Origin of the sequence: Roseomonas sp. 18066 (genome assembly GCF_902706185.1) — a bacterium.
In the GTDB taxonomy this organism is placed as follows: domain Bacteria; phylum Pseudomonadota; class Alphaproteobacteria; order Acetobacterales; family Acetobacteraceae; genus Pseudoroseomonas.
In genome coordinates, this window is record NZ_CACSJM010000032.1 from 18,680 (window position 1) to 44,725 (window position 26,046).

The following is a 26,046-nucleotide window of genomic DNA, read 5'->3' on the forward strand; positions in this document are numbered from 1 at the left end:
GCGGGCCTGCCGGATCAGGGCTGCAGCAGCCGGTAGCCCACCCCCGGCTCGGTCTGCAGCAGCGCCGCCGCCTCCCCCAGCTTCTGCCGGAGCTGCGAGATATAGACCCGCAGATACTGCGAATCCTCGGCATGGGCCGGGCCCCAGACGGTGGTCAGCAGCGCGCGCTGGGTCACCACCTTGCCGGCATTGCGCGCCAGCAGCGCCAGCAGGTCCCATTCGCGCGGGGTCAGGGTCAGGCCGGCGCCGTCCAGCAGCGCCAGCCGCCGCTCCAGATCGACCTCCAGCGCGCCGCAGCGGACCACCGGCTCCCCCTCCGTGCGCAGCGAGCGGCGGATGGCGGCGCGCAGCCGCGCCAGCAGCTCGGCCACGCTGAAGGGCTTCTCGACATAGTCGTCGGCGCCGGCATCGAGCGCCGCCACCTTCTCGCCCTCGCGGTCGCGGGCGGACAGGATGATGACCGGCACCTGCGACAGCGCGCGCAGCCGGGTCAGCACCTCCTTGCCGTCCATGTCCGGCAGGCCGAGGTCGAGCAGCACGGCGTCGGGCGCCTGGGTGGTGGCCAGGCGCAGCCCCTCGCGCCCGGTCTCGGCGCGCAGCGCGCGGAAGCCGCCGATCTCCAGCGCCGGCGCCAGGAAGCGGTGGATCTGCGGCTCGTCGTCGACGACCAGCACGCTGGGCAGGGGCGCGGTCATGCGGGCAGGTGCAGGGTCATGCGGGTTCCGCCTTGCTCGCCGGCCGCGCCGCGGAAGCGGGGGCTCTCGGGCGCCAGCCGGCCCCCCAGCACATGCGCCAGGCCGCGGGCGATGCCAAGGCCGAGGCCGGTGCCGGCGGAAACCCGGTCGGTGCGGGCGGCGCGGAAGAAGGGGTCGAAGATGCGCGGCAGGTCCTCGGCCGGAATGCCCGGGCCGTCATCCTCGATGGTGAACAGCGCCTCGGCGCCCTCGCGGCGCAGCGAGGCGCGCACCGTGCCGGACGGGCCGGAGAATTTCAGCGCATTGTCCAGCAGGTTCGACAGGATCTGCTCCAGCAGGCTGGCATCGGAGCGCAGCAGCAGCGGCGCCGCCGGCAGCGCCAGCGCCACCGGCCGCCCATGCTGCCGCCCCAGCCGGGCGGCGGCGGCGGCGAAGATCTCGGCGGCCTCGACCGTCTCGCGCCGGGCGGTGACCTGGCCGGCCTCCAGCCGCACCAGGTCGAGCAGGTTGCTGAGATAGCGCGAGAGGCGCTCGCTCTCCTCCTCGGCGGCGCGCAGCAGGTCGTCGCGGGTGGCCGGCGACAGCCGGTCGCCGGACAGCCGCAGCGTCTCCAGTGCGCCGCGCACGCTGGTCAGCGGCGTGCGCAGGTCGTGGCCGACCGAGGCCAGCAGGGTGGAGCGCAGCTGCTCGGTCTCGGCCCGCGCCGCGCTGCGGGCGGAGTGTTCCAGCAGCTGCAGCCGCTCCAGCGCCAGCCCGGCCTGGTCGAGCATGGCGTCCAGCGTCGCCTCGCGCTCCGCCTCCAGCCGGGGGACCTGCAGGCCGAGCAGCGCCAGCACGCCGCGCGGGGTGCGCAGCGGGCGGAACTGCCAGCCGGCATTGGGCAGGGTGTCGGTGTCGCGCCCGGCCGGGCGGCCGCGTTGCAGCGCCCAGCGGGCGGCGGCCAGCGCCGCCTCGTCCGGCTCGGCCTCGGCCGGCAGGGCGACGCGCAGCACCAGGTCGGGCGGCGCGCCGGGCGGGACCGGCAGCAGCCCGGTCGGGTCCTCGTGCAGCGGCAGCAGCAGGCAGACCGGGCCGTCGACCAGGCGGCGGGCCTCCTCCGCCACGGTGTCGAGCAGCTCGGCCACGCGCTCGGCGGCGGCCAGGCGGCGGGCGAAATCCATCAGCCGACGCAGCTGCGTCAGCCGCGCCCGGCCGCGCCGCACCGAGCGCCCGAGCCGCCCGGTGGTGCCGCTGAGCAGCAGCGAGACCAGGCCGAAGACCGCGGCGCCGACCACCTCCTGCCCCGAAGCCAGGGTCAGGGTGTAGCGCGGCTCGAGGAACAGGAAGTTCCACAGGATGAAGGACAGCAGGGCGCCGGCGGCCCCCTGCAGCGGCCCGAACCAGGCGGCCAGCGCCACCACCACGGGCAGGTAGAGCATGCCCAGCGCCGCCTCCGGCAGCTCGCCCTGCAGGCTGAAGGCCAGCAGGGTGGCGCCGCCGGCCAGCAGCGGCAGGGCCAGCCAGCCGGCCCAGCGCGGCAGCAGCCGGGCTTCGGCGGGGGTTCGGCCGGCCAGGGGCCCAGCCGGGGGGCGGGGCAGCGGCGAGGCGACCCAGTGCAGATGAAAGTCGCCGCCCCGGCGCAGCAGCACCGCCGCCAGCCGCCGCCCGCGCAGCCGGCGCAGGAAGCCCTGCAGCGGCGGCCGTCCGGCGACCAGATGGGTGACGTTCAGCGCCCGCGCCCGGGCCAGGATGGCCGCGGCCAGGTCGTCCTGCGCCAGCAGCTCGACCCGGGCGCCGAGCGCCTCGGCCAGCCGCAGCGCCTCCTCGGGCAAGGGCGGGCTGCCGGGATGCTCGACATGCAGCGCGGAGAGCGGCGCGCGCAGCGCATCGGCCAGCCGGCGCGCATGCTGCAGCACGGTCGCCGCGCTGCCGTCGCCGGCCAGCAGCGCCAGCACCCGGTCGGCCACCGGCCAGGGCCCCTCGATCGCCTTGGCGCGCATGTAGTCGGCCAGATCGGCATCGACGCGCTCGGCGGTGCGGCGCAGCGCCAGCTCGCGCAGCGCGGCGAGGTTGCCCTCGCGGAAGAAGCCGCGCAGCGCCTGCTCGACCTGGGCCGGGCGGTAGATGCGGCCCTGGCGCAGCCGCTCGCGCAGCTCGGCCGCCGGCAGGTCGACCAGCTCGATGCTGTCGGCGCCTTCCAGCACGGCATCCGGCACCCGCTCGGCGACGCGGATGCCGGTGATGCGGGCGACCACCTCGCCCAGGCTCTCCAGGTGCTGGATGTTCAGCGCGGTCCAGACCTCGATGCCGGCGGCGCGGAGCTCCTCCACGTCCTGCCAGCGCTTCGGGTGGCGGCTGCCGGGGGCGTTGGAATGCGCCAGCTCGTCCAGCACCAGGATCGCCGGGCGGCGGGCGAGCGCGGCGTCGAGGTCGAATTCCGCCAGCACCTGGCCGCGATAGGCGATGGCGCGGCGCGGGATCTCCGCCAGCGCGCCGCGCTGCGCCTCGGTCTCGGCCCGGCCATGCGTCTCGATCAGCCCGACCACGATATCGGTGCCGGCGGCCGCCAGGCGGCGCGCCTGGGCCAGCATCTCGAAGCTCTTGCCGACGCCGGGGGCGGCGCCGAGGAAGACCTTCAGCCGGCCGCGCCCCTCGCGCCGGGCATGGCGCAGCAGGGCGTCGGGATCGGGACGGTCGTCAGGACGGTCGGGCATGGTCAGGGCCGCATCCTAGCGCGGATATGGCCCCGCCGGCAGCGGTCGCCTCACCGCAGCGCGGCCAGCCGCAGGTTCAGCGCCAGGACATTGACCCTGGGCGCGCCGAAGATGCCCAGCTCGCGGCCCTCGGTCATCTCGGCCACCAGGGCGGCGACGCGCGGGGCCGGCAGGCCGCGCGCCGCGGCGATGCGGGCCACCTGCCGCGCCGCGTTCTCCGGCGAGACATGCGGGTCGAGGCCGGAGGCGGAGGCGGTCGCCGCATCGGCCGGCACCGGGCCGCCGCCGAGCCCGGCGACGCGGCCCTCGATGGCCTGCAGCAGCGCGGCGCTGGAGGGGCCGAGATTGGAGGCGGCGCCGGCCATGGCGTTGTAGGCGGCGGCCTCGCCATCGGCCAGCGTCGCCGAGGGCCGCGGCTGGAACCATTCCTGGCCGGTGAAGGCCTGGCCGACCAGCGCCGAGCCGACCGGCCGGCCCTCGCGCAGCACCAGGGAGCCATTGGCGGCGCCCGGCATCAGCAGCTGCGCGACGCCGGTGAAGGCCAGCGGCACGGCGACGCCCAGCAGCAGGGTGAAGCCCGCCAGCAGCGACAAGGCAGGGCGGATGATCGCGGTCATGGCGTCAGAAGATCCCCAGGGTCTGCAGAAGCAGGTCGATCAGCTTGATGCCGAGGAAGGGCACCACCAGCCCGCCCAGGCCATAGACGAGAAGGTTGCGGCGCAGCAGCGCGGCGGCGCCGCCGCGGCTGGCGCCGACCCCGCGCAGCGCCAGCGGCACCAGCGCCACGATGACCACGGCGTTGAAGATGACGGCGGACAGGATGGCGCTTTCCGGGCTGGCCAGGCGCATGACGTTCAGCGCGTCCAGCGCCGGATACTGCGCCACGAAGATCGCCGGCAGGATCGCGAAGTACTTGGCGACGTCGTTGGCGATCGAGAAGGTGGTCAGCGCGCCGCGGGTGATCAGCAGCTGCTTGCCGATGCCCACCACCTCGATCAGCTTGGTCGGGTCGCTGTCCAGGTCGACCATGTTGCCGGCCTCGCGCGCCGCCTGGGTGCCGGTCTGCATCGCCATGCCGACATCGGCCTGGGCCAGGGCCGGCGCGTCGTTGGTGCCGTCGCCGCACATGGCGACCAGCCGGCCCTCGGCCTGGGCGCGGCGGATGTAGTCCAGCTTGTCCTGCGGCCGGGCCTCGGCGATCATGTCGTCGACGCCGGCCTCGGCGGCGATGGCGGCCGCGGTCAGCCGGTTGTCGCCGGTGACCATGACGGTGCGGATGCCCATCTGGCGCAGCGCGGCGAAACGCTGCTGCACGCCGGGCTTGACGATGTCCTGCAGCGCGATGGCGCCGAGGATCTGGCCGTCGCGGGAGACCGCCAGCGGCGTGCCGCCGCCGCGGGCGATGCGCTCCACCGCCTCCTGCAGCTCAGGCGCCAGCGTGGTGCCCAGCGTGGCGACCAGCGCCTCCACCGCCCCCTTGCGGAAGCGGCCCTGCGGCAGGTCGATGCCGGACAGCCGGGTCTGCGCGGTGAAGGGCACCACCGCCGCGCCGTCGGGCAGGGCGGGCGGCAGGATGCCGTGCTGCGCGCTGGCGAAGGCCAGCACGCTGCGGCCCTCCGGCGTCTCGTCGGCGAGCGAGGCCAGCATGGCGGCCTCGGCGAGGCTGGCGGCGGAGACGCCCGGCGCCGGGATGAAGGCGGCCGCCTGGCGGTTGCCGAGCGTGATGGTGCCGGTCTTGTCGAGCAGCAGGACATCGACGTCGCCCGCCGCCTCCACCGCGCGGCCGGAGGTGGCCAGCACGTTGAAGCGCAGCAGCCGGTCCATGCCGGCGATGCCGATCGCCGAGAGCAGCCCGCCGATGGTGGTCGGGATCAGCGTGACCAGCAGGGCTGCCAGCACCGTCACCGAGGGCGGCGTGCCGGCCCAGCTGGCGAAGCCCGCCAGCGTGGCCACCGCGATCAGGAAGATGATGGTCATGCCGGCGAGCAGGATGTTCAGCGCGATCTCGTTCGGCGTCTTCTGCCGCTCGGCGCCCTCGACCATGCGGATCATGCGGTCGAGGAAGCTGCTGCCGGGACCCGCGGTGACGCGCACCACCAGGCTGTCCGAGACCACCAGCGTGCCGCCGGTCACCGCCGAGCGGTCGCCGCCGGATTCGCGGATGACGGGGGCGCTCTCGCCGGTCACCGCCGCCTCGTTGACGCTGGCGATGCCGGCCACCACCTCGCCATCGGCCGGGACCAGGTCGCCGGCCTCGACCAGGATCAGGTCGCCCGGGCGCAGCGCATCGGCCGGGCGCGGCTGCCAGTCGCGGCTGTCGGCCGAGCGCAGCAGCCTGGCCGGCGTGTCGCTGCGGGCGGCGCGCAGCGACAAGGCCCGCGCCCGGCCGCGGCCCTCGGCGATGGCCTCGGCGAAGGTGGCGAACAGCACGGTCAGCCACAGCCAGGCCGCGATCGCCGCCTGGAAGCCCCAGGGGGCGCCGGCCGCCGCGTCACGCAGCGCCAGCAGCGTGACCAGCACCGAGACGACCTCGGTGACGAAGATGACCGGGTTGCGCAGCAACGTGCGCGGATCGAGCTTGCGCAGCGCGTCGATGGCGGCGCGCTGCAGCAGCGCGCGGTCCATCAGGGCAGGACTGGCCTGCAGGGATGCGGTCATCGCTCAGAAGGTCTTTCCGGCCAGCAGGGAGAAATGCTCGGCCAGCGGGCCGAGGGCGAGGGCGGGCAGGAATTGCAGCCCGCCCAGGATCAGGATCACGCCGGCCAGCAGGCCGCCGAACAGCAGGCCGCCGGTGGGCAGCGTGCCGGGCCCCTCGGCCAGGCGCGGCTTGGCGGCCAGGCTGCCGGCGATGGCCATGACCGGCACGACATAGGCGAAGCGCCCGGCCAGCATGGCGATGCCCAGCGTGACGTCGAGCCAGGGAGTGTCGGCGGTCAGCCCGCCGAAGGCCGAGCCGTTGTTGCCGGCGGCCGAGGAGAAGGCATAGAGCATCTCCGTCAATCCGTGCGGGCCGGCATCCTGGATCGAGGCGGTGGCCGCCGGCAGCACCAGGCTGACCGCGGTGAAGCCGAGGATGGCCAGCGGCAGCACCAGCACCGCCAGCATGGCCAGCTTGACCTCGCGCGCCTGCACCTTCTTGCCGAGATATTCCGGCGTGCGCCCGACCATCAGCCCGGCGACGAAGACCGCCAGCAGCGCGAAGAGCAGCATGCCGTAGAGGCCCGAGCCGACGCCGCCCGGCAGCACCTCGCCGAGCTGGATCAGGAACAGCGGAACCATGCCGCCCAGGGGCATCAGGCTGTCGAGCATGGCGTTCACCGCGCCGCAGGAGGCGCCGGTGGTGGTCGCCGTGAACAGCGCCGTCAGCGGCAGGCCGAAGCGGAGCTCCTTGCCCTCCATGTTGCCGAGGGCCGGATCCAGGCCGGCGGCGAGATGCAGCGGGTTGCCGCCGGCCTCGACCGCATAGACCACCGCCGTGCCGGCGAGGAGGAAGCCCAGCATGACGCCGAGCAGCACCCGCCCCTGGCGCGGCGCGCCGGCCAGATGGCCGAAGGTCAGGCAGAGCGCGAAGGGGATGACGATCTGCGCCCAGATCTGCAGGCCGGTGGCCAGCGCGTTCGGCCCCTCCAGCGGATGCGCCGAATTGGCGCCGAAGAAGCCGCCGCCATTGGTGCCCAGGTGCTTGATGGCGACCTGGAAGGCGGCCGGGCCCAGCGGGATGGTCTGGCGCGCGCCTTCCAGCGTGGTCAGCTCGACGCTGCCGGCCAGGGTCTGCGGAATGCCCAGGGCGACGAAGCCCAGGCCCAGCAGGATCGACAGCGGCAGCAGCAGCCAGAGCGTGGCGCGCGTCACGTCGACCCAGAAATTCCCGAGCCGCCGCAGCCCGCCGCCGGCGAAGGCGCGCATCACCGCGAAGGCCAGCGCGATGCCGGTCGCGGCGGACAGGAAATTCTGCACCGCCAGGCCGGCCATCTGCGAGAGATGCGACATCGCCGCCTCGCCCGAATAGGCCTGCCAGTTGGTGTTGGTGACGAAGGAGACGGCGGTGTTGAAGGCCAGCGCCGGCGGCAGCCCGTCGAAGCCCTGCGGGTTGAGCGGCAGCATGCCCTGCAGCCGCAGCAGCGCGTAGAGCAGCAGGAAGCCGCCGGCATTGAAGGCGAGCATCGCCAGCGCATAGCCGCGCCAGGACTGCGCCTGCGCCGGGTCGATGCCGCAGGCGGCGAAGAGCGGGCGTTCCAGGGCGGCGAGCGCGCCGCCGTCGCCGCGCGCCATGGGCAGCATCAGCCGCCCGAGCGGGATTGCCGCCAGCACCGCCGCCAGCAGCACCAGCGCGACCTGTTCCCAGCCTTGCCAGGTCATGGTCAGAAGCTTTCAGGCCGCAGCAGCGCGGCCACCAGATAGACGAGCAGCCCCGCCGCGACGGCGCCGCCCAGGATGAGATCGAGCATCGGCGTCAGATCCTGTCGCAGGCCACGACATAGAGGGCGAGCAGCGCGAAGCTGCCGCCACCGAGCAGGAGCAGAAGAAGATCGGGCATGATGGGCCACCTCCGGTCGCGGAAGGTGGCGCCGGCGCGCGTCAGGGCGCCATGCGGAAGCCGGCGGGCGGGTGTAAGGGCCGCGTAAAGATCGCCGGCGGCCTCAGGGCAGGGCGGTGACCTCGGCCTCGAGGCCGGCCTCGGCGGTGCCCAGCACGGTCAGCGCGTCATTCTCCAGCACCAGGCGGTCGAGCCGCAGCGCCGGGCGGGCCAGCGTCACCCGCAGCCGGCCGGTCACCGCCGGATCGGCCAGGCGGCGGCGCAGCTCCGCCTGGGCGCCGGCGATGATGTCCTTCAGGTCGTAGACGGCCACTTCGGACAGCGCCGCGCGGATGCGGTCCTCGAAGGCGGCGGTGGCCAGCGACCACAGCGGATTGTCGAAGTCGCGGGCGAACTGGATCTCTGTCAATCGCACCTGGCTGCCGCGCTGCTCGACCACCGGCCTGGCCGTGAAGATCATCCGGCCGGTGGTGTTCAGCACGCGGCCGGGCAGGGCTGCGGAGAACTCCACCGCCAGGGCGATGTTCGGATCGCTCGGATAGACGGTCAGCGCCTGGATGCGGAACACCGCGGTGATGCCGCCCAGGGGCACGGAAAAATCCTGGTTGCCGAATTCGCGCATCATCCAGTCGCGGATCATGTCGTAGCCGGCGCGGATCGGGATGTTCAGCGCGATGCGCCCGTCGCGGTTCGGCACGTCGCGCAGCGGCGGCAGGAAGATCTGCCGCGGGGTCGTCGCCGCCGCCCGCTCGGTCACCGCGGTGCGCGCCTGCAGGGCGAGCACCAGCCGCAGGTGGTCGGGCTCCACCGCGAGCTCGGAGCTGCCGAGCGCCTGCGGCTCCACCTGCACCAGCAGCGGCGGGGCGGCGGGCAGCTGCACGGGGATGTCGTGGCGGCGCCATTGCGCGGCCGCCGCCGCCCGCAGCCGCTCGCAGGGGATGTTTTCCTTCAGGGTCTGCGGCAGGTTCACCAGGGCGGCATCGACCAGGGCGCGCACCTTCTCCTCGATGCCGACCCAGACGCCGCCGATGATCTCGAGCCGCGGCGCCTTGCTCCACTGGTAGCCGATGCGGACCGAGACCTTCGGGCACCAGTCGGCATCCAGCGTCGCCTGGATCTCCGCCTCGATATCGGCGGCGGCGTCGAAATTCTTGGCGTCCAGCCCGAGCAGGCTGGCGACGCCCCCGGTCAGCCCGGCCTGGCCATTGACCTGCAGGCTGGTCGTCGCCCGCAGCTGCCCGTCCACCGCGCGGAAGCGGATCGGCGCGGTGCGGCGCAGCGTGAAGCGATAGCGCGTGCCATCGCCCTCGCCGCTCTGGCTGAATTCGGCCGGCAGGTCGCGCTCGGCCGCCTGCTGTAGCACGGCGAAGGGGATGCGCAGCCGCACGGTCGCCTCGCTGTCGCGCGGCGGCAGGGTCAGCTGCGCGGCGCGGCGCGGCGGGTCGGCGGTCAGCCGGGCGTCACGCTCCTGGTACCAGGCCTGGCCGGTCCAGAGCACCGCGCCCCACAGCGCCAGCGACACCGCGGCGCCGCCAAGCTTGGCCCAGGCTTTCCATCCTCTCATCGCCGCGGGTTATGCCATCGCGGCCGCGATCAGGCTGCACACTTTTCTTCCAGCGCGCTTGCACCACGTCGGGTTCCGGGCATATACCCGCGTCATGCCGGCCAGCTCCTCTCCCCCCAGTTCGTCTTGCTACTGCATCACGCTGCGCGGCGCCGCGCGGAAGATCAGCGCCATCTACGACGCCGCCCTGGCGCCGGTGGGCGTCACGATCGGCCAGCTCAGCCTGCTGCGGCGGGTGCGGCGGCACGGGCCGCTGTCGCTGACCGAGCTCGGGCGGCTGGCGGAGCTCGACCGCTCCACCATCGGCCGCAATGCCCGGGTGCTGGAGAAGATGGGGCTGGTCGAGGGCCGCACGGGCGCCGACCAGCGCGAGGCGCTGCTGGCGCTGTCGCCGGCCGGGCTGGCGCTGCTGGAGCAGGCGGCGCCGCTCTGGGATGCGGCGCAGGCCGAGATCGAGGGCCGGCTGGGCGCCGAGGGCCTGGCCGCCATTGCCCGGCTCGCCGAGGATTTTTGACCAACGGATTTTTCGCGCGGAAATGCGGGTATATGCCCGCTTCATGGGGATGACGGAGATGCAGGCAGTCCTGGCCCGCTGGCTGAACGACCGGAAGATCTATTATGGCTGGGCGGTGGTGGCGGCGACCTTCGTCACCATGCTGGCCACCGCCGGCGCCATGGGCTCGGCCGGGGTGCTGCTGGCGCCGCTGCAGGCGGAGTTCGGCTGGAGCAATGCCGAGGTCTCCTCGGCCATGGCGCTGCGGCTGGTGCTGTTCGGGCTGATGGGGCCTTTCGCCGCCGCCTGCATGAACCATTTCGGCCTGCGCCGGGTGGTCACCGTGGCGCTGCTGATGATCGTCGGCGGGCTGGCGGCCTCCACCCTGATGACCCAGCACTGGCAATTGCTGCTGCTCTGGGGCGGGGTGGTGGGGCTGGGCACCGGCATGACCGCCCTGGTGCTGGGGGCGACGGTGGCCACCCGCTGGTTCGTGCATCGCCGTGGGCTGGTGGTCGGGCTGATGACCGCCAGCAACGCCACCGGCCAGCTGGTTTTCCTGCCGCTGCTGGCGGCGCTGACCGAGGCGATCGGCTGGCGCACGGCGCTGGGCTTCGTCATCGCCATGCTGCTGCTGGCGCTTGCTTTGGTCACGCTGCTGATGCGCGACCACCCGGCCGAGCTCGGCCTGGCGCCGCTGGGCGGGACCGCGGTGGTGCTGCCGGCGAAGCCCAAGGGCGGCTTGCTCGCGCTGCTCACCTCGCCGCTGCTGGCGCTGAAGGAGGCCTCGCGCAGCCGGGCCTTCTGGGTGCTGTTCGGCAGCTTCTTCATCTGCGGCCTCAGCACCAATGGGTTGATCCAGACGCATTGGGTTTCGCTCTGCGGCGATTTCGGCGTGGCGCCGGTCGGCGCCGCCGGCATGCTGGCGGTGATCGGGCTGTTCGACCTGGTCGGCACCGTGGCCTCCGGCTGGCTCGCCGACCGCTACGACAATCGCTGGCTGCTGTTCTGGTTCTATGCGCTGCGCGGGCTGTCGCTGCTCTATCTGCCCTTCACCGAGTTCAACCTGGTGGCGCTGGGCTTCTTCGCCGTCTTCTACGGGCTGGACTGGGTGGCGACCGTGCCGCCGACCGTGCGCCTGGCCGCCGAGCGCTTCGGCGCCGAGCGCGCCGGGCTGGTCTTCGGCTGGATCTTCGCCGGCCACCAGCTGGGGGCGGCCACCGCCGCCTTCGCCGCCGGCGGCGTCCGCAGCGCCTTCGACACCTACCTGCCGGCGCTGTTCGTGGCCGGCGGCTTCTGCCTGCTGGCCGCGCTGATGGTGCTGTCGCTCAGCCGCCCGGCGCCGAAGCCGCTCGCCGGCCCGGACCCGGCTCCGGCTCCGGCGCCTGCTCCGGCCCCAGCTCCGGTCACGGCCTGAAGCGGCCGATCCTGCCGCCCCGGCGTGACGCCCCGATGTCAGGCCGGGGTGGGAAAGCGTGAAAAGCGACAGCGTGGCGGAAACTTTTGACATTCTGCGCCGTCTGCCTGTCGCCGGGCATCGGCATGGGCCTATCCTGACCGGGCTGCCATGCCATGGCCGAGGGATCGGGGGAGCCAGACGCCAATGAACACCGAAGACGCCGCATGATGAAGCCGCAGATGCCTGCGCCGCTGTCGCGGCACGCCATGGCCTATGTCCTGGCCGGGGGCCGTGGCACCCGGCTGATGGAGCTGACCGAGCGCCGGGTGAAGCCCGCCGTCTTCTTCGGCGCCAAGTCCCGCATCATCGACTTCGCGCTGTCGAATGCGCTGAATTCGGGCATCCGCCGCATCGGCGTCGCCACCCAGTACAAGGCGCACAGCCTGATCCGCCACCTGCAGCGCGGCTGGAACTTCATGCGCGCCGAGCGCAACGAGAGCTTCGACATCCTGCCCGCCAGCCAGCGGGTCGAGGGCAGCGGCTGGTATTCCGGCACGGCGGACGCCGTCTACCAGAACCTCGACATCATCGAGGCCTATGGCGTGCGCTACATGATCGTGCTGGCCGGCGACCATGTCTACAAGATGGACTACGAGGTCATGCTGCAGCAGCACGAGGCCTCGGGCGCCGATGTGACCGTGGGCTGCATCGAGGTGCCGCGCGAGGAGGCCACCGCCTTCGGCGTGATGCAGGTCGACGGCGAGGACCGGATCGTCTCCTTCCTGGAGAAGCCGGCCGACCCGCCGGGCATGCCCGACAAGCCCGAGATGGCGCTGGCCAGCATGGGCATCTATGTCTTCTCCACCAGCTTCCTGGCCGAGCAGCTGCGGCGCGACGCCGCCGACCCGCATTCCAGCCACGACTTCGGCTCCGACCTGGTGCCCCATATCGTCCGCAACGGCCGCGCCCAGGCGCATCGCTTCACCGACAGCTGCGTCACCACCGGCGAGGAGGCCTCCTCCTACTGGCGCGACGTCGGCACGGTCGACGCCTATTGGCAGGCCAATATCGACCTGTGCGGCGTCGTCCCGCCACTCGACCTCTATGACCGCGACTGGCCGATCTGGACCCATAGCGAGCTGGCCCCCCCGGCCAAGTTCGTCTTCGACGACGCCGAGCGCCGCGGCATGGCGGTCGATTCCCTGGTCTCCGGCGGCTGCATCGTCTCCGGCTCGCATGTCGCGCGCTCGGTGCTCTCGACCAATGTGCGGGTGCATTCCTACTGCACCCTCGATGGCAGCGTGCTGCTGCCCGGGGTCACGGTGAACCGCCATGTGCGGCTGACGCGGGCCGTGGTCGACAGCGGCGTGCGGCTGCCGGAAGGCCTGGTGGTGGGCGAGGATCCGGAGGCCGATGCCCGCCGCTTCCGCCGCACCGCAGGGGGCGTTACGCTGATCACCCAGCCGATGATCGACGCCCTCACCGCGTGAGTTCCGCCTGCCCATGACCTTCACCGTCCTCTCGGTCGCCTCCGAGCTCTATCCGCTGATCAAGACCGGGGGGCTGGCCGACGTGGCCGGCGCCCTGCCCGGGGCGCTGGCCACCGAGGGGATCGCTGTCCATTCCCTGCTGCCCGGCTATCCGGCGGTGCTGGAGAAGCTCGAGCAGGCGGAGGTGGTGCTGCGCTGGGACGACCTGTTCGGCGGGGCAGGGCGGCTGCTGGCGGCGCGCGCCGCCGGGCTCGACCTGTTCGTCATCGACGCGCCGCATCTCTATGCCCGGCCGGGCAATCCCTATTCGGGGCCGCAGGGCGACTGGGGCGACAATCCGCAGCGCTTCGCTGCCCTTGGCTGGGTCGCCGCCGAGCTCGGCCTCGGGCGCCTTTCCGGCTTCCGCCCGGATGTCGTGCATGCGCATGACTGGCAGGCCGGCCTGGCGCCCGCCTATCTGCACTATGCCGAGGCCAGCCGGCCGGGCACGGTGATGACCGTGCACAACCTGGCCTTCCAGGGGCAATGCGCGCCGGAGCTGCTCTCCGCGCTGCGCCTGCCGCCGCATGCCTGGGCGATCGACGGGGTCGAGTATTTCGGCGGCATCGGCTTCCTCAAGGCCGGGCTGCATTTCGCCGACCGCATCACCACCGTCTCGCCCTCCTATGCCGCGGAGATCCGCACCGAGGAGGGCGGCATGGGCCTGGGCGGGCTGCTGCGGACGCGCGCCGCCGACCTGTCCGGCATCCTGAACGGCATCGACACGGGGGTCTGGGACCCGGCCGCCGATCCCGCGCTGCCGGCACCCTATTCGGAGAAGAACCTGCCGGCGCGCGAGGCCAGCCGGGCCGCGCTGCGCGCCCGGATGGGCCTGGCGGAGAGGCCGCTGGCGCCGCTGCTCGGCATCGTCAGCCGGCTGTCCTGGCAGAAGGGCATGGATGCGGTGCTGGAGGCGCTGCCGGCGCTGCTCGGCCACGGCATGCAGCTGGCCGTTCTGGGCAGCGGCGACCGCGCGCTGGAGGAAGGCTTCGCCGCCGCCGCCGCTGCGCATCCCGGCCAGGTCGGGCTGCATCGCGGCTATGACGAGGCGCTGGCGCATCTGGTGCAGGGCGGCAGCGACGCGCTGCTGGTGCCCTCCCGCTTCGAGCCCTGCGGCCTCACGCAGCTTTGCGCCCTGCGTTACGGGGCGGTGCCGGTGGTCGCCCGCGTCGGCGGCCTGGCCGATACCATCATCGATGCCAATGAGATGGCGCTGGCCGCCGGCGTCGGCACCGGGCTGCAATTCACCGCCGCCGCCCGCGCGCCGCTCGAGGCGGCGCTGGGGCGGCTGGCGCAGCTATGGCAGGATCGCCCGGCCTGGCAGCAGCTGCAGCGCAACGGCATGCAAGCCGATGTCAGCTGGCGCCGCCCGGCCCGCCACTATGCGGCGCTGTATCGCGCCGTCGCCTGACCACGGCAGAAGGGATCCCGCCGCATGACCGACGACAGCCCGATCCGGGACAGCTTTCCGACGCCGGGGGAGGAAAACCCTGCCGTCTCGCCCGAGGTGGCGGCGTTGCGCGCGGCGATCCTGGACAAGCTGATCTATCAGGTCGGCGGCCGCGACGAGCGCGCCAGCCCGCGCGACTGGTTCCTGGCGGCGACGCTGGCGGTGCGTGACCGCATCACCGACCGCTGGCGCGCCGCCAACGACCAGTCCGCCGCCGAGCACCATCGCCAGGTCTGCTACCTGTCGATGGAGTTCCTGATCGGCCGGCTGCTGTCCGACGCGCTGGGCAATCTCGGCCTGACCGAGACGATGCGGGAGGCGCTGGCTGACCTCGGCGTCGACCTGGAGGAGGTCTATGCGCAGGAGCCGGATGCGGCGCTGGGCAATGGCGGCCTCGGGCGGCTGGCGGCCTGCTTCATGGACAGCATGGCCAGCCTGTCGATCCCGGCCTTCGGCTACGGCATCCGCTACGAGCACGGGCTGTTCCGCCAGCTGATCCAGGAGGGGCGCCAGCGCGAGGTGCCGGAGGATTGGCTGAGCCTGGGCAACCCCTGGGAATTCGAGCGCGCCAATATCGTCTGCGACGTCGGCTTCGGCGGCCATGTGGCGCCGCGCGCCGAGGGCGGCGTGGTCTGGCACCCGGGCGAGGTGGTGCGCGCCATCGCCTATGACACCCCGGTCGTCGGCTGGGGCGGCAAGTGGGTCAACACGCTGCGGCTGTGGTCGGCGCGCGCCACCGACCCGCTGCAGCTCGACGCCTTCAACAGCGGCGACCATATCGGCGCGCAGCTGAACCGGGTGCGGGCCGAGGCGATCTCCCGCGTGCTCTATCCCGGCGACGAAAGCCCGGCCGGGCAGGAGCTGCGGCTGCGGCAGGAATACTTCTTCGCCTCCGCCTCGCTGCAGGACATGATCCGGCGGCACAAGCGGCTGCATGGCGATGTGTCGACGCTGGCCGAGAAGAACGCGGTCCAGCTGAACGACACCCACCCCGCCATCGGCGTCGCCGAGCTGATGCGGCTGCTGATCGACGTGCACGGGCTGGAATGGGAGGAGGCCTGGCGCATCGGCCTGGCCACCTTCTCCTACACCAACCACACGCTGATGCCGGAGGCGCTGGAAAGCTGGCCGGTCGCGCTGATGGAGCGGCTGCTGCCGCGCAACATGCAGATCATCTACCTGATCAACGCCCAGCACCTGGAGGCCGGGCGCAAGGCGGGGGCGGATGACGGCATGCTGGCCGCCATCTCGATCATCAACGAGCATGCCGGGCGCCGCGTCCGCATGGGGCACCTGGCCTTCGTCGGCTCGCACAAGGTGAACGGCGTCAGCGCGCTGCATACCGGGCTGATGAAGACCACCGTCTTCGCCGAGCTCGACCGCGCCTGCCCGGGCCGCATCACCAACAAGACCAACGGCATCACCTTCCGCCGCTGGCTGATGCGGGCCAATCCCGGCCTGACCCGGCTGATCGCCGACAGCATCGGCCCGCGCTTCCTCGACGACCCGGAGCACCTGGCGGAGCTGGCGCCGCTGGCCAACGACGCGGCGTTCCGCCAGGCCTTCGCGGCGCAGCGCCTGGCCGCCAAGCGCCGCCTGGCCGATGTCGTGCGCGCCCGCATCGGCGTCGCCATCGACCCCGCCGCCATCTTCGACGTGCAGATCAAGCGGATCCACGAATACAAGCGGCAGCTGCTGAACATCCTGCACACCATCGCGCTGTACAACGCGATGCGGGCGCAACCCATGAGCCGCTGGACGCCGCGGGTAAAGATCTTCGCGGGCAAGGCGGCGCCGAGCTACCACCAGGCCAAGCTGATCATCCGCCTGGCCAATGACGTGGCCCGCGTGGTCAACAGCGACCCGACGCTGCACGGGCTGCTGAAGGTGGCCTTCCTGCCCAACTACAACGTGACGCTGGCCGAGAGCATCATCCCCGCCGCCGACCTGTCGGAGCAGATCTCCACCGCCGGCCTCGAGGCCTCGGGCACCGGCAACATGAAGTTCGCGCTGAACGGCGCGCTGACCATCGGCACGCTGGACGGCGCCAATGTCGAGATCAGCGAGCGCGTCGGCCTCGAAAATATTTTTATCTTTGGCCTCAAGGCGGATGCCGCCGGGGCGATGCGGCGGGACGGGTTCGATGCGCGCGCCGCCGTCGCCGCCTCGCCGGAGCTGCAGGGCGTGCTGGAGTCGCTGGTGGGCGGCGTCTTCTCGCCGGAGGAGCCCGACCGCTATCGCGGCCTGGTCGAGGGGCTGCTCGGCCATGACAGCTTCCTGGTCACCGCCGATTTCGACAGCTACCAGCGCAGCCAGCGCCAGGTGGCCGAGCGCTGGCGGCAGCCGGACGACTGGTGGCGCAGCGCCGTGCTGAACACGGCCAATGTCGCCTGGTTCTCCTCCGACCGCACCATCCGCGAATATGCCGAGGAGATCTGGACCCTGCCGGCCCGCTGAGGCCCGGCCACGGGGCGGGGGGGCCAGCGGACCCCCCCCCTTTCCGCCATTTGGAACAAAAATTCCGTTTTGACCGATCTGCAGCAATGTGTTTCCATGCCGGCACAGAACAAGCCGCCGCGCAGTGATGCGGCGCGCCAGCCGAGGAAACGCCATGCCCGACCTGATGCCCGCCCCCGGCGCGGCGCGGGAGGCCGCCGACGCGCAGCGCGCGGCCACTGCCTCCACCTTGCCGGATGCCGGCCGGCTGCGGCTGATGGCCAATGCCATCCGCGCCCTCAGCATGGATGCCATCGAGCACGCCCAGTCCGGCCATCCGGGCCTGCCGCTGGGCATGGCCGATGTGGCGGCGACCCTGTTCGGCCGCTTCATCAAGGCCGATTCCCAGGCGCCGCACTGGCCCGACCGCGACCGCTTCGTGCTGTCGGCCGGCCATGGCTCGATGCTGCTCTATGCGCTGCTGCATCTGATGGGCCATGCGGACATGTCCATCGAGGCGCTGAAGCGCTTCCGCAAGCTGGGCAGCCCGGCCGCCGGCCATCCTGAATACGGCCATGCCACCGGCATCGAGACCACCACCGGGCCGCTGGGCCAGGGCCTGGCCACCGCCATCGGCATGGCCATGGCCGAGCGGATCCAGGCGGCGCGCTTCGGCGCGGCGCTGGCCGACCACCGCACCTGGGTGCTGGCCTCCGACGGCGACCTGATGGAGGGCGTCAGCCAGGAGGCGCTGACCCTGGCCGGGCGGCTCGGCCTCGGCCGGCTGATCGTGCTGTTCGACGACAACGACATTTCCATCGACGGCAAGATCTCGCTGGTCGATGCGACGGACCAGGTCGCGCGGTTCCAGGCCTCGGGCTGGCACACCATCCGCGTCGACGGGCATGACCCGGAGGCGATCTCGGATGCCATCGCCCAGGCCATCGCCGATCCGCGGCCCAGCCTGGTCGCCTGCCGCACCGTCATCGGCTATGGCGCGCCGGTGAAGCAGGGGACGCCGGCGGCGCATTCCTCGCCGTTGGGCACCAAGGAGGTCGAGGGCGTCCGCGCGCATCTCGGCTGGACCGCCGGGCCCTTCGAGATCCCGGCCGACGCCCGCGCCGCCTGGGACGCCGCCGCCGCGCGCGCGCGGGCGCCGCATCCTGGCTGGCAGAAGCGGCTGGAAGCCTCGGCGCAGCGCGCCGAGTTCGAGGCCTCGCTGGCCGCCGGCCGCCCGGCCGGGCTGGATGCCGCGATCCTGGCGATCAAGCAGCGCTTCGCCGAGCAGGCGCCGAAGCTGGCGACGCGCAAGGCCTCCGAGGCGGTGCTGGAAGCGCTGATGCCGGCGGTGCCGGAGCTGGTGACGGGCTCGGCCGACCTGACCTCGGCGAACTTCACCAAGATCGAGGGCTTCGGCCCGATTGCCGAGGGCGATTTCGCCGGCCGCTATGTCTATTGGGGCATCCGCGAGCATGCCATGGCGGCGGCGATGAACGGCATGGTGCTGCATGGCGGCATCATTCCCGCCAGCGGCACCTTCCTGGCGTTTTCCGATTATTGCCGGCCGGCGCTGCGGCTGGCCGCGCTGATGGGGGTCGGCGCCATCCATGTGATGACGCATGACAGCATCGGCCTCGGCGAGGACGGCCCGACGCACCAGCCGGTCGAGCATCTGGCGGCGCTGCGGGCGATCCCTAACCTTCTTCTGCTGCGGCCGGCCGATCCGATCGAGACCGCCGAATGCTGGCAGATCGCCATGGCCGAGCGCGAGCGCCCCAGCGTGCTGGCGCTGTGCCGCCAGGAGGTGCCGGCGCTGCGCCGCCATGCGGAGGTGGAGAATCTGTCCTACCGCGGCGCCTATGAGATCGCGGCCGCCGATGGCGAGGCGGCGGCGACGCTGTTCGCCAGCGGTTCCGAGGTGAGCATCGCGCTGGCCGCGCGCGACACGCTGCAGGCGGCCGGCGTGCCGGTGCGCGTGGTCTCGGTGCCGTGCTTCGAATTGTTCTTCGAGCAGGACGAGGCTTACATCGAGGCGGTGATTGGCCGCGCCCCGGTGAAGGTGGCGGTGGAGGCGGCGATCCGCCAGGGCTGGGATGCGATCATCGGCCGGCGTGGCCGCTTCGTCGGCATGCATGGTTTCGGCGCCAGCGCCGCCCCTGCCGAATTGTACGAGCATTTCGGCATCACGGCAGACGCCGTGGCGGCCACCGTCCAGGCCGCTCTCAAAGAATAAAAATAGAAGGGGGCCTGGGGGGATACCTCCCCCCAGCCTTACTTTTTGTCTCGGGGAAGGAAAACGGAATCATGGAAAGCAGCTTTATCCTGCCTCGTCGTCGCCTGTTGCAGGCGGCTGGCGGGGCGAGCCTGGCGACGCCGTTTCTCGGACGGCGCGCCAATGCGGCCCAGGTGGTCAATGTCCTGGGTGTTCCTGGCCTGCATGTGAAGCTGTGGCAGGAATGGTCCGCGATGATTCGCGAGGAGACCAAGGGCGAGGTCGAGGTGCGCTTCGACCCGCTGGGCTATGCGCCGGCCTTCGCCAAGATCAAGACCGAGGCGGAGAGCCGCAGCTTCAGCACCGACCTGTTCTATGGCGACAGCCCTTTCCCGGAGCGGCTGGCGCTGGACGGGCTGCTGGAGCGGCTGCCCTATGACGACCTGCCGCTGGCGCAGGAGCTGGATGGCTTCGCGCGCGGCGAGTTCACCCTGGAGGTGTTCCGCACCAATTGGGGCGTCGCCGCCTTCAACACCAATTTCGTCCGCGCCAGCAGCTTCACCACGCCGCTGACCTGGGAGGTCTTCGCCGATCCGCGCTGGAAGAACCGGCTGAGCTGGTCCGACCCGCGCGGCTTCCCGGTCTGGATCCCGATCGTCGTCGAGCTCTATGGCGAGGATGGCTGGATCGACTACTGCCGCCGGATCGATGCCAATGTGAAGACCTACAATGCGCGCTGGATCGACAACCGGATCGGGCTGCAGCGGGGCGACGCCTGGATCACCTTCATGAACCTGGCGAATGTCTATATCAGCACGCAGATCGACAAGGCCTCGGTCAGCGGCTTCCCGATCACCCAGCCTGAGGTCGGCCTCGGCGTGCTGCCGGTCTCGATCGCGCTGCTGAAGTCGGCGCCGGCGCGGACGGGGGCGCTGAAGGTGCTGAACCTGATCAGCTCGGCGCGCTACGCCAAGGTGATGATGGATATCGGGCTGAACCCGAGCAACAACCCGGCCAACTACCCGCATCCGATGTCCGACAAGATCCTCGAGCTGAACAATGCCAGCAAGGTCGGGCTGAATTCCTGGGCGGACGTGCAGAAGCACACGATGAAGACCGACTGGGTCGCCTGGGCCGGCAAGATGGACCGCTACGTGCAGACCTGGGAGGCCGAGATCCTCCGCCGCCGCGGCTGAGCGGGGGGCGCGACCGATGCCACCATCACAACCCCTGATCCGGCGCGAAACCTGGCTGGCCTGGCTGCTGGCCGCGCCCTTCACCCTGATGCTGCTGGGGCTGCTGGTCGCGCCCTTCCTGTCCATCGCGCTGAAAAGCTTCTCCGCCTCGACGAGCTTCGGCCTGCCCTTCCTGGGCGGGGCCGACGGCATCGCCGGGCTGCAGCCGACGACGGCGCATTACGTCGCCATCCTGACCGAGCCGCACAACCAGCGGGTCATCCTGGTGACGCTGGCGATCTCGGCGGTGGTGGCGACGCTGCTGACGCTGATCGGCATCGGCACCGGCTACTACATGGCCCGCCGCCCGCGGCTGGCGCCGACCATCGCGGCCATCGTCACCTATCCGTCGCTGGCGCCGGCGGTGACCATCATCTTCGCCATCCTGTGGTTCATGGCGCCGACCGGGCCGGTCAACCACATCCTGTTCCAGCAGCTGGAGCTGATCGACGCGCCGCTGGAATTCAACGGCACCTTCATGGCCATCGTGCTGGGCGACCTGGCGCTGTTCTCGACGCTGGCGGTGCGGATGATGGCCTCGCTGTTCGAGATGATCGAGCCGGCGCTGGAGGAGGCGTCCTCCTCGCTCGGCGCCACCTTCCGCGAGACTTTTCTGTCCGTCGTGCTGCCGCTGGCAGCACCGGGGCTCGCGGCGGTCTGGGTCTTCATCTTCATCCGCACCATGGTCGCCTATGTGGCGGCGCTGGTGCTGGGCGGCGGCGCCAAGGGCATCGTCGTGCTGCCGCTGGAAATCTTCAGCCGCATCCAGTCGCTCGGCATCTCGGGCAGCATGGCGCAGATCTGCGCCTTCGCGGTGGTGCTGGCGGCGATCACGCTGCTGGGCCGCGCCGTCTACCTGGCCATCGTGCGCCGCGCCTTCCGCGACCGGCTGCAGGGGGAGATCCTGTGACAAGCCTCGCTCCGTCCCTGGCGGACAGCCCGCGCGATCCGCGGCCGCCGCGCAGCCTGCTGCCGCCGTTCCGCTGGCTGTTCCCGGCGACCACCATCGGGCTGCTGCTGTTCATCCTGCTGCCGCCCATCACGCTGCTGTCGCTGTCGGTCAATGACCGCTTCGACCTGGTCTGGGGCATCTTCCCGGCCAATATCAGCTTCGAGCTGTACCGCGAATCCGGCCCGGCCATCCTGCGCTCGGTCGCCGACAGCATGCGCATCGCGCTGCCGACGGTGGTGGTCTGCTTCCTGGTCGGGCTGCCGGTGGCCTATGCGCTGGTGCGGCTGCGCTTCCCCGGCCGCGGCCTGCTGGCCGAGCTGGTGAACCTGCCGCTGGTCTTCCCGCCGATCGTCCTCGCCTTCGGCCTGATGCAGATCTTCAAGCAGGGGCCGCTATCGGGCACCAGCCCCTGGGTCGCCATCGTGCTGGGCCATGCGGTGGTCTCGCTGCCCTTCATGATCCAGCCGATCATCGCCGCCCTGCAGCGGGTCGATGTCTCGGTCGAGGACGCGGCGCGCAGCCTGGGCGCGGGCCCGCTGCGGGCCTTCGTCACCACGGTGCTGCCGGTGATCATGCCCTCGGTGCTGACCGGCGTGGCCCTGGTCTTCGCCCGCTCGATCTCGGATTTCGAGATCACCCTGCTGCTGACCACGCCGGAGATCAGCACCATGCCGATCGCCATCTACCAGGCCTTCGAGAGCGGCTCGACCCGCCTCGGCGCCGCCGTCGCCATGGCCACCAATGTCTTCGCCGTGGCGGTCATCGTCATTCTCGAAATCGCCGTCCGGAGGCTGCGCTGGTGGTAACTGCATCCCCCCTTTCGATCCAGGGCGTCAGCAAGTCCTTCGGCGCCAACACGGTGCTGGAAGAGATCTCCCTCGATGTCCAGCCGGGGGAGTTCATGACCTTCCTCGGCCCGTCGGGCTGCGGCAAGACGACGCTGCTGCGCATGGTGGGCGGCTTCGGCGCCCCCGACCGCGGGAAAATCCTGCTGAACGGCCGCGACATCACCCACCTGCCACCGAACCTGCGCGACTGCGGCTTCGTCTTCCAGTCCTATGCGCTGTTCCCGCATATGACGGTGCGGGCGAACATCGCCTATGGGCTGAAGCTGCGGAAGCTGCCGGCGGCGGAGATCCGCTCGCGGGTCGATGCGGTGCTGGAGATGGTCGGGCTCGACGCCTTCGCCGACCGGCATCCGAAGCAGCTCTCCGGCGGGCAGCAGCAGCGGGTGGCCATCGCGCGCGCCATCGCCATCCGCCCGGCGCTGCTGCTGATGGACGAGCCGCTGTCCAACCTGGACGCCAAGCTGCGCGAGCGCATCCGCTTCGAGCTGCGCGCGCTGCAGAAGCAGCTTGGCATCACCACCGTCTTCGTCACCCATGACCAGGAGGAGGCGATGGCCGTCTCCGACCGGATCGTGGTGATGAACAAGGGGCATGTCGAGCAGATCGGCTCGCCCACCGAGATCTATGGCGCGCCGGCCTCGCTCTTCGTCGCCGATTTCGTCGGCGTCAACAACCTGCTGCCCGGCCGGCTGCAGGCGGGCGCCGATGGCCGCGCCGTGGTCCAGACCGCGGCCGGGCCGCTGCCGGCCCAGGCCGGGCGCGCCACGCCAGGCCAGGCAGTGCAGCTGGCGCTGCGGCCGGAGCTGATCCGGCTGAGGCCTTTCGGTGGCCTGCCGGGGGAGGGGCCGCAGCTCGATGGCACCATCCAGCTGGCGGCCTTCCTGGGGGCTGCCACCCGCTACGAGGTCAAGGTCGCCGGCGACCTGGTGCTGAAGGTCGCGGCCCCGGCCGGCGAGCCGGTCCTGCCGCTGGGCAGCCGGGTCACCTGCCACTGGCCGGCCGAATGCGGCCATGCCCTCCCGGCCTGACGCGGCCGGAAAACCGCGCCGGCCGGCGGCGAGAGCGGCTAGAAAGGGGGCCATGACCGGAGACGCCCCCGATTCCGCCGCCCCGCCCGCGACGCTGACCGCGTTGCGGGCGCTGATCCTGCAAAGCCGCGAGGCGCTGCCGAAGCGGCTGTCGCAGGCGGCCGACTATGCGCTGTCGCATCCACAGGAATTCGCCTTCGCCACCATTGGCGCCATCGCGCAGCAGGCGGGGGTGCAGCCCTCGGCCCTGGTGCGCTTCGCCCAGAGCCTGGGCTATTCCGGCTTCAGCGAGCTGCAGGCGGTGTTCCGCGCGCATGCCCGCGACCGCTGGCCGGATTACCGCGAGCGGCTGGAGCATCTGCGCAGCGAGGAAGGCGGCGACGGCCCGGCGGCGCTGCTGCGCGGCTTCACCGGCGCGGCGATGCATTCGCTGGAACGGCTGTCGGAAACCCTCGATGCCAGCGCGCTGGACCGCGCCACCGGGCTGCTGGCGGCAGCGCCCACCATCCACCTGCTGGGCAGCCGCCGCGCCTTCCCGGTCGCCGCCTACCTCGCCTATGCGCTGCGCAAGCTGGAAATCCGCTGCCACCTGATCGACCAGGCCGGCGGGCTGGCGCCGGAGCAGGTGGCGCTGATGGCCCCGGGCGATGTGCTGCTCGCCGTCAGCTTCTCCCCCTATGCCCCGGCGACGCTGGAGCTGGTGGCGGCGGCCGCCGCGCGGGGGCATGGCGTGGTCGCCTTGACCGACACGCCCTTCTCGCCGCTGGCGGCCTCGGCCAGCGCCTGGCTGGAGGTGGCCGAGGCCGACCATGCCGGCTTCCGCTCCCTGGCCGGCACCTTCGCGCTCGCCATGACGCTGGCGGTGGGCACCGCCGAGGCACGGCACCGCGCGACAGCGTGAATGGAATTAAAATTCCATCCTTGACCGGATAAGGAAAAAAGAATTCCATCCGGCATCGAGGCCCGGCGCAGAACCGGGCCGTTTGTTGGAGGGGATATCGCCAGGATGCCGGCAGCGACGCTGGATCTCATCACCATCGGCCGCGCCTCGGTCGACCTCTATGGCCAGCAGATCGGTGGCCGGCTCGAGGATATGGCGAGCTTCGCCAAGGCGGTCGGCGGTTGCCCGGCCAATATCGCCATCGGCGCGTCACGCCTTGGGCTGCGCGCCGGGCTGGTCACCCGCGTCGGCGACGAAGCCTTCGGCCGCTTCATCCGCGAGCAGGCGGCGCGCGAAGGCGTGGACACGCAGGGCATCCGCACCGACCCGCAGCGGCTGACCGCGCTGGCCGTGCTGGGCGTGCGCGATTCCGCGTCCTTCCCGCTGATTTTCTACCGCACCGACTGCGCCGATGCCGCGCTGGACGAAGCCGATATCGACCCGGCCTTCATCGCCTCGGCCGAATGCATCGTCGTCACCGGCACGCATTTCGCCCGCGCCAATACCGCCGCCGCCCAGCGCAAGGCGATGCGCATCGCCCGCGAGAACGGTCGCCGCGTCGCCTTCGACATCGACTACCGCCCGAACCTCTGGGGCGTCGCCGGGCATGATGCGGGCGAGAGCCGCTATATCCGGGCCGATTCCGTCACCGAGAGCCTGGCGCCGCTGCTGCCCGATTGCGACCTGATCGTCGGCACCGAGGAAGAGCTGCATATCGCCGGCGGGTCCGAGGACACGCTGCAGGCGCTGAAGAATATCCGCGCCGTCAGCAAGGCCCTGCTGGTCTGCAAGCGCGGCCCGATGGGCTGCCTGGTCTTCCCGGACGCCATCCCGGCGCGGCTGGAGGACGGCATCGCCGGCCCCGGCTTCCCGGTCGAGGTCTATAATGTCCTCGGCGCCGGCGACGCTTTCATGGCCGGCTTCCTGCGCGGCTGGCTGCGTGGCGAGCCCCTGCAGCGCGCCTGCGCCTTCGCCAATGCCTGTGGCGCCATCGCCGTGTCGCGCCTGCTCTGCGCCCCGGAATACGCCACCTGGGAAGAGCTCGCTTTCTTCCTCGAGCGCGGCGTCACCACGCCGGCGCTGCGGCATGACGACGCGCTGTCGGCGCTGCATTGGTCGACCACGCGGCGGCCGCAGCCGGACACGCTGATGGCGCTGGCCATCGACCACCGGCCGCAGCTGGCCGCCATGGCCGCCGAGGCCGGCATCCCCGCCGCCGAGGCGCCGCAGAAGATCGGCGAATTCAAGCTGCTGGCGGTGCGCGCCGCGGCGCGGGTGGCCAAGGGGCGGCCGGGCTTCGGCATGCTGCTCGACGGCCGCTATGGGCGGGAGGCGCTGTTCGAGGCCTCGCGCCAGGGCCTCTGGATTGGCCGCCCGGTGGAGGAGCCCGGCTCCCGCCCGCTGGATTTCGAGGGCGGCGGCGACCTGGGGTCTTCCCTCGTCGAATGGCCGCTGGAGCACACGGTCAAGGCGCTGTGCTTCTGGCACCCGGCCGACCCGGCCGAGCTGCGCGCGAAGCAGGAACGCGAATTGCTCCGCGTCTTCGACGCCTGCCGCCGTTTGGGCCGCGAGCTGCTGATCGAAATCATCGCCGGGCCGCATGGTCCGCTGGACAGCGGCACCATCGCGGGGGTGCTGGCGCATCTCTACGGCCTCGGCCTCCGCCCCGACTGGTGGAAGCTGGAGCCGCAGGCCGATGCGCGCGCCTGGGCCGCCATCGACCGCGTCATTGCCGACAACGATCCGCATTGCCGCGGCATCGTCATGCTCGGGCTCGACGCGCCGCTGCCTGAGCTCGTCGCCGCCTTCGAGTCCAGCATCGCCGCCCCGCGGGTGCGCGGCTTCGCCGTCGGCCGCAGCATCTTCGCGGAGCCGGCGCGCGCCTGGCTGGCGGGCCGCATCGACGACGCCACCGCCGAGACGGTGATGGCCGAGCGCTTCGCCGCCCTGACCGAGGCCTGGGAAGCGCGCCGCGCCCCGGCCTCCACTTTGGCCCCCCCACTGGCCCGTTGATCCCGGGAGACCGCCCGATGCC

General features: G+C 71.9%; 19 protein-coding genes. 12 read left to right on the forward strand and 7 right to left on the reverse strand.

The window, feature by feature from the left end; translation table 11 throughout:
• Positions 1-14: 14 nt before the first annotated feature.
• The 7 genes from GVN67_RS09060 to GVN67_RS09090 all read right to left on the reverse strand — a co-directional run bounded on the left by GVN67_RS09060 (position 15) and on the right by GVN67_RS09090 (position 9,489).
• Positions 15-695 carry a response regulator gene (locus tag GVN67_RS09060; RefSeq protein WP_159994994.1) on the reverse strand — a complete coding sequence of 227 codons (681 nt, stop codon included), beginning with the start codon at positions 693-695 and terminating at the stop codon, positions 15-17.
• Positions 692-3,388 (reverse strand): sensor histidine kinase KdpD, encoded by a 2,697-nt coding sequence (locus GVN67_RS09065; protein ID WP_159994996.1) that lies wholly within the window; start codon positions 3,386-3,388, stop codon positions 692-694. The genes GVN67_RS09060 and GVN67_RS09065 overlap by 4 nt, the downstream gene beginning before the upstream one ends.
• Before the next feature lie 50 nt (positions 3,389-3,438).
• The gene (gene kdpC / locus GVN67_RS09070; protein ID WP_159994998.1) at positions 3,439-4,005 is read right to left on the reverse strand and encodes a potassium-transporting ATPase subunit KdpC; all 567 of its coding nucleotides are present in this window, start codon (positions 4,003-4,005) and stop codon (positions 3,439-3,441) included.
• A gap of 4 nt (positions 4,006-4,009) precedes the next feature.
• On the reverse strand, positions 4,010-6,046 hold the full coding sequence (gene kdpB / locus GVN67_RS09075; RefSeq protein WP_159995000.1) for a potassium-transporting ATPase subunit KdpB: 2,037 nt from the start codon (positions 6,044-6,046) through the stop codon (positions 4,010-4,012).
• A 3-nt stretch (positions 6,047-6,049) separates the two neighbouring features.
• On the reverse strand, positions 6,050-7,747 hold the full coding sequence (gene kdpA, locus GVN67_RS09080) for a potassium-transporting ATPase subunit KdpA (RefSeq protein ID WP_159995002.1): 1,698 nt from the start codon (positions 7,745-7,747) through the stop codon (positions 6,050-6,052).
• A gap of 2 nt (positions 7,748-7,749) precedes the next feature.
• Positions 7,750-7,836, reverse strand: a complete 87-nt coding sequence (gene kdpF / locus GVN67_RS30545) for a K(+)-transporting ATPase subunit F (protein WP_159995031.1) — start codon at positions 7,834-7,836, stop codon at positions 7,750-7,752.
• Positions 7,837-8,028: 192 nt separating this feature from the next.
• Positions 8,029-9,489 carry a DUF4403 family protein gene (locus GVN67_RS09090; RefSeq protein WP_159995004.1) on the reverse strand — a complete coding sequence of 487 codons (1,461 nt, stop codon included), beginning with the start codon at positions 9,487-9,489 and terminating at the stop codon, positions 8,029-8,031.
• Between the two features lie 94 nt (positions 9,490-9,583).
• Here GVN67_RS09090 and GVN67_RS09095 point away from each other — a divergent pair, with 94 nt between their 5' ends.
• The 12 genes from GVN67_RS09095 (at position 9,584) to iolC (ending at position 26,024) form a co-directional block, all read left to right on the forward strand.
• Positions 9,584-10,003: a MarR family winged helix-turn-helix transcriptional regulator gene (locus tag GVN67_RS09095; RefSeq protein ID WP_159995006.1), complete on the forward strand. Its 420-nt coding sequence runs from the start codon at positions 9,584-9,586 to the stop codon at positions 10,001-10,003.
• Between the two features lie 58 nt (positions 10,004-10,061).
• Positions 10,062-11,399, forward strand: a complete 1,338-nt coding sequence (locus GVN67_RS09100) for an MFS transporter (protein WP_235035199.1) — start codon at positions 10,062-10,064, stop codon at positions 11,397-11,399.
• A gap of 221 nt (positions 11,400-11,620) precedes the next feature.
• Positions 11,621-12,871, forward strand: a complete 1,251-nt coding sequence (gene glgC, locus GVN67_RS09105; protein WP_235035200.1) for a glucose-1-phosphate adenylyltransferase — start codon at positions 11,621-11,623, stop codon at positions 12,869-12,871.
• A 13-nt stretch (positions 12,872-12,884) separates the two neighbouring features.
• Entirely contained in the window at positions 12,885-14,321 is a 1,437-nt protein-coding gene (glgA, locus tag GVN67_RS09110; protein WP_159995010.1) for a glycogen synthase GlgA, read from the forward strand.
• Between the two features lie 24 nt (positions 14,322-14,345).
• Complete coding sequence (locus GVN67_RS09115; protein ID WP_159995012.1) at positions 14,346-16,817, forward strand: glycogen/starch/alpha-glucan phosphorylase; 2,472 nt, start codon at positions 14,346-14,348, stop codon at positions 16,815-16,817.
• 154 nt (positions 16,818-16,971) lie between these two features.
• Positions 16,972-19,029 carry a transketolase gene (gene tkt / locus GVN67_RS09120; RefSeq protein WP_159995014.1) on the forward strand — a complete coding sequence of 686 codons (2,058 nt, stop codon included), beginning with the start codon at positions 16,972-16,974 and terminating at the stop codon, positions 19,027-19,029.
• 71 nt (positions 19,030-19,100) lie between these two features.
• Complete coding sequence (locus GVN67_RS09125) at positions 19,101-20,204, forward strand: ABC transporter substrate-binding protein (protein WP_159995016.1); 1,104 nt, start codon at positions 19,101-19,103, stop codon at positions 20,202-20,204.
• A 16-nt stretch (positions 20,205-20,220) separates the two neighbouring features.
• Positions 20,221-21,153: an ABC transporter permease gene (locus GVN67_RS09130; RefSeq protein ID WP_159995018.1), complete on the forward strand. Its 933-nt coding sequence runs from the start codon at positions 20,221-20,223 to the stop codon at positions 21,151-21,153.
• Positions 21,150-22,001: an ABC transporter permease gene (locus GVN67_RS09135; RefSeq protein ID WP_159995020.1), complete on the forward strand. Its 852-nt coding sequence runs from the start codon at positions 21,150-21,152 to the stop codon at positions 21,999-22,001. The genes GVN67_RS09130 and GVN67_RS09135 overlap by 4 nt, the downstream gene beginning before the upstream one ends.
• Positions 21,995-23,071, forward strand: a complete 1,077-nt coding sequence (locus tag GVN67_RS09140) for an ABC transporter ATP-binding protein (RefSeq protein WP_159995022.1) — start codon at positions 21,995-21,997, stop codon at positions 23,069-23,071. The genes GVN67_RS09135 and GVN67_RS09140 overlap by 7 nt, the downstream gene beginning before the upstream one ends.
• A gap of 52 nt (positions 23,072-23,123) precedes the next feature.
• Positions 23,124-23,972, forward strand: a complete 849-nt coding sequence (locus tag GVN67_RS09145) for a MurR/RpiR family transcriptional regulator (protein WP_159995025.1) — start codon at positions 23,124-23,126, stop codon at positions 23,970-23,972.
• A 105-nt stretch (positions 23,973-24,077) separates the two neighbouring features.
• A complete protein-coding gene (iolC, locus tag GVN67_RS09150) occupies positions 24,078-26,024 on the forward strand; it encodes a bifunctional 5-dehydro-2-deoxygluconokinase/5-dehydro-2-deoxyphosphogluconate aldolase (protein WP_159995027.1) in 1,947 nt (648 codons plus the stop codon).
• The last annotated feature ends 22 nt before the right edge of the window (positions 26,025-26,046 follow it).

Bases quoted from the DNA above. Each gene is read 5' to 3' on its own strand.
- GVN67_RS09060 (WP_159994994.1), bottom strand. From the start codon at position 695: ATGACCGCGCCCCTGCCCAGCGTGCTGGTCGTCGACGACGAGCCGCAG.
- GVN67_RS09065 (WP_159994996.1), bottom strand. From the start codon at position 3,388: ATGCCCGACCGTCCTGACGACCGTCCCGATCCCGACGCCCTGCTGCGC.
- kdpC (WP_159994998.1), bottom strand. From the start codon at position 4,005: ATGACCGCGATCATCCGCCCTGCCTTGTCGCTGCTGGCGGGCTTCACC.
- kdpB (WP_159995000.1), bottom strand. From the start codon at position 6,046: ATGACCGCATCCCTGCAGGCCAGTCCTGCCCTGATGGACCGCGCGCTG.
- kdpA (WP_159995002.1), bottom strand. From the start codon at position 7,747: ATGACCTGGCAAGGCTGGGAACAGGTCGCGCTGGTGCTGCTGGCGGCG.
- kdpF (WP_159995031.1), bottom strand. From the start codon at position 7,836: ATGCTCGATCTCATCCTGGGCGGCGCCGTCGCGGCGGGGCTGCTCGTC.
- GVN67_RS09090 (WP_159995004.1), bottom strand. From the start codon at position 9,489: ATGAGAGGATGGAAAGCCTGGGCCAAGCTTGGCGGCGCCGCGGTGTCG.
- GVN67_RS09095 (WP_159995006.1), top strand. From the start codon at position 9,584: ATGCCGGCCAGCTCCTCTCCCCCCAGTTCGTCTTGCTACTGCATCACG.
- GVN67_RS09100 (WP_235035199.1), top strand. From the start codon at position 10,062: ATGCAGGCAGTCCTGGCCCGCTGGCTGAACGACCGGAAGATCTATTAT.
- glgC (WP_235035200.1), top strand. From the start codon at position 11,621: ATGCCTGCGCCGCTGTCGCGGCACGCCATGGCCTATGTCCTGGCCGGG.
- glgA (WP_159995010.1), top strand. From the start codon at position 12,885: ATGACCTTCACCGTCCTCTCGGTCGCCTCCGAGCTCTATCCGCTGATC.
- GVN67_RS09115 (WP_159995012.1), top strand. From the start codon at position 14,346: ATGACCGACGACAGCCCGATCCGGGACAGCTTTCCGACGCCGGGGGAG.
- tkt (WP_159995014.1), top strand. From the start codon at position 16,972: ATGCCCGACCTGATGCCCGCCCCCGGCGCGGCGCGGGAGGCCGCCGAC.
- GVN67_RS09125 (WP_159995016.1), top strand. From the start codon at position 19,101: ATGGAAAGCAGCTTTATCCTGCCTCGTCGTCGCCTGTTGCAGGCGGCT.
- GVN67_RS09130 (WP_159995018.1), top strand. From the start codon at position 20,221: ATGCCACCATCACAACCCCTGATCCGGCGCGAAACCTGGCTGGCCTGG.
- GVN67_RS09145 (WP_159995025.1), top strand. From the start codon at position 23,124: ATGACCGGAGACGCCCCCGATTCCGCCGCCCCGCCCGCGACGCTGACC.
- iolC (WP_159995027.1), top strand. From the start codon at position 24,078: ATGCCGGCAGCGACGCTGGATCTCATCACCATCGGCCGCGCCTCGGTC.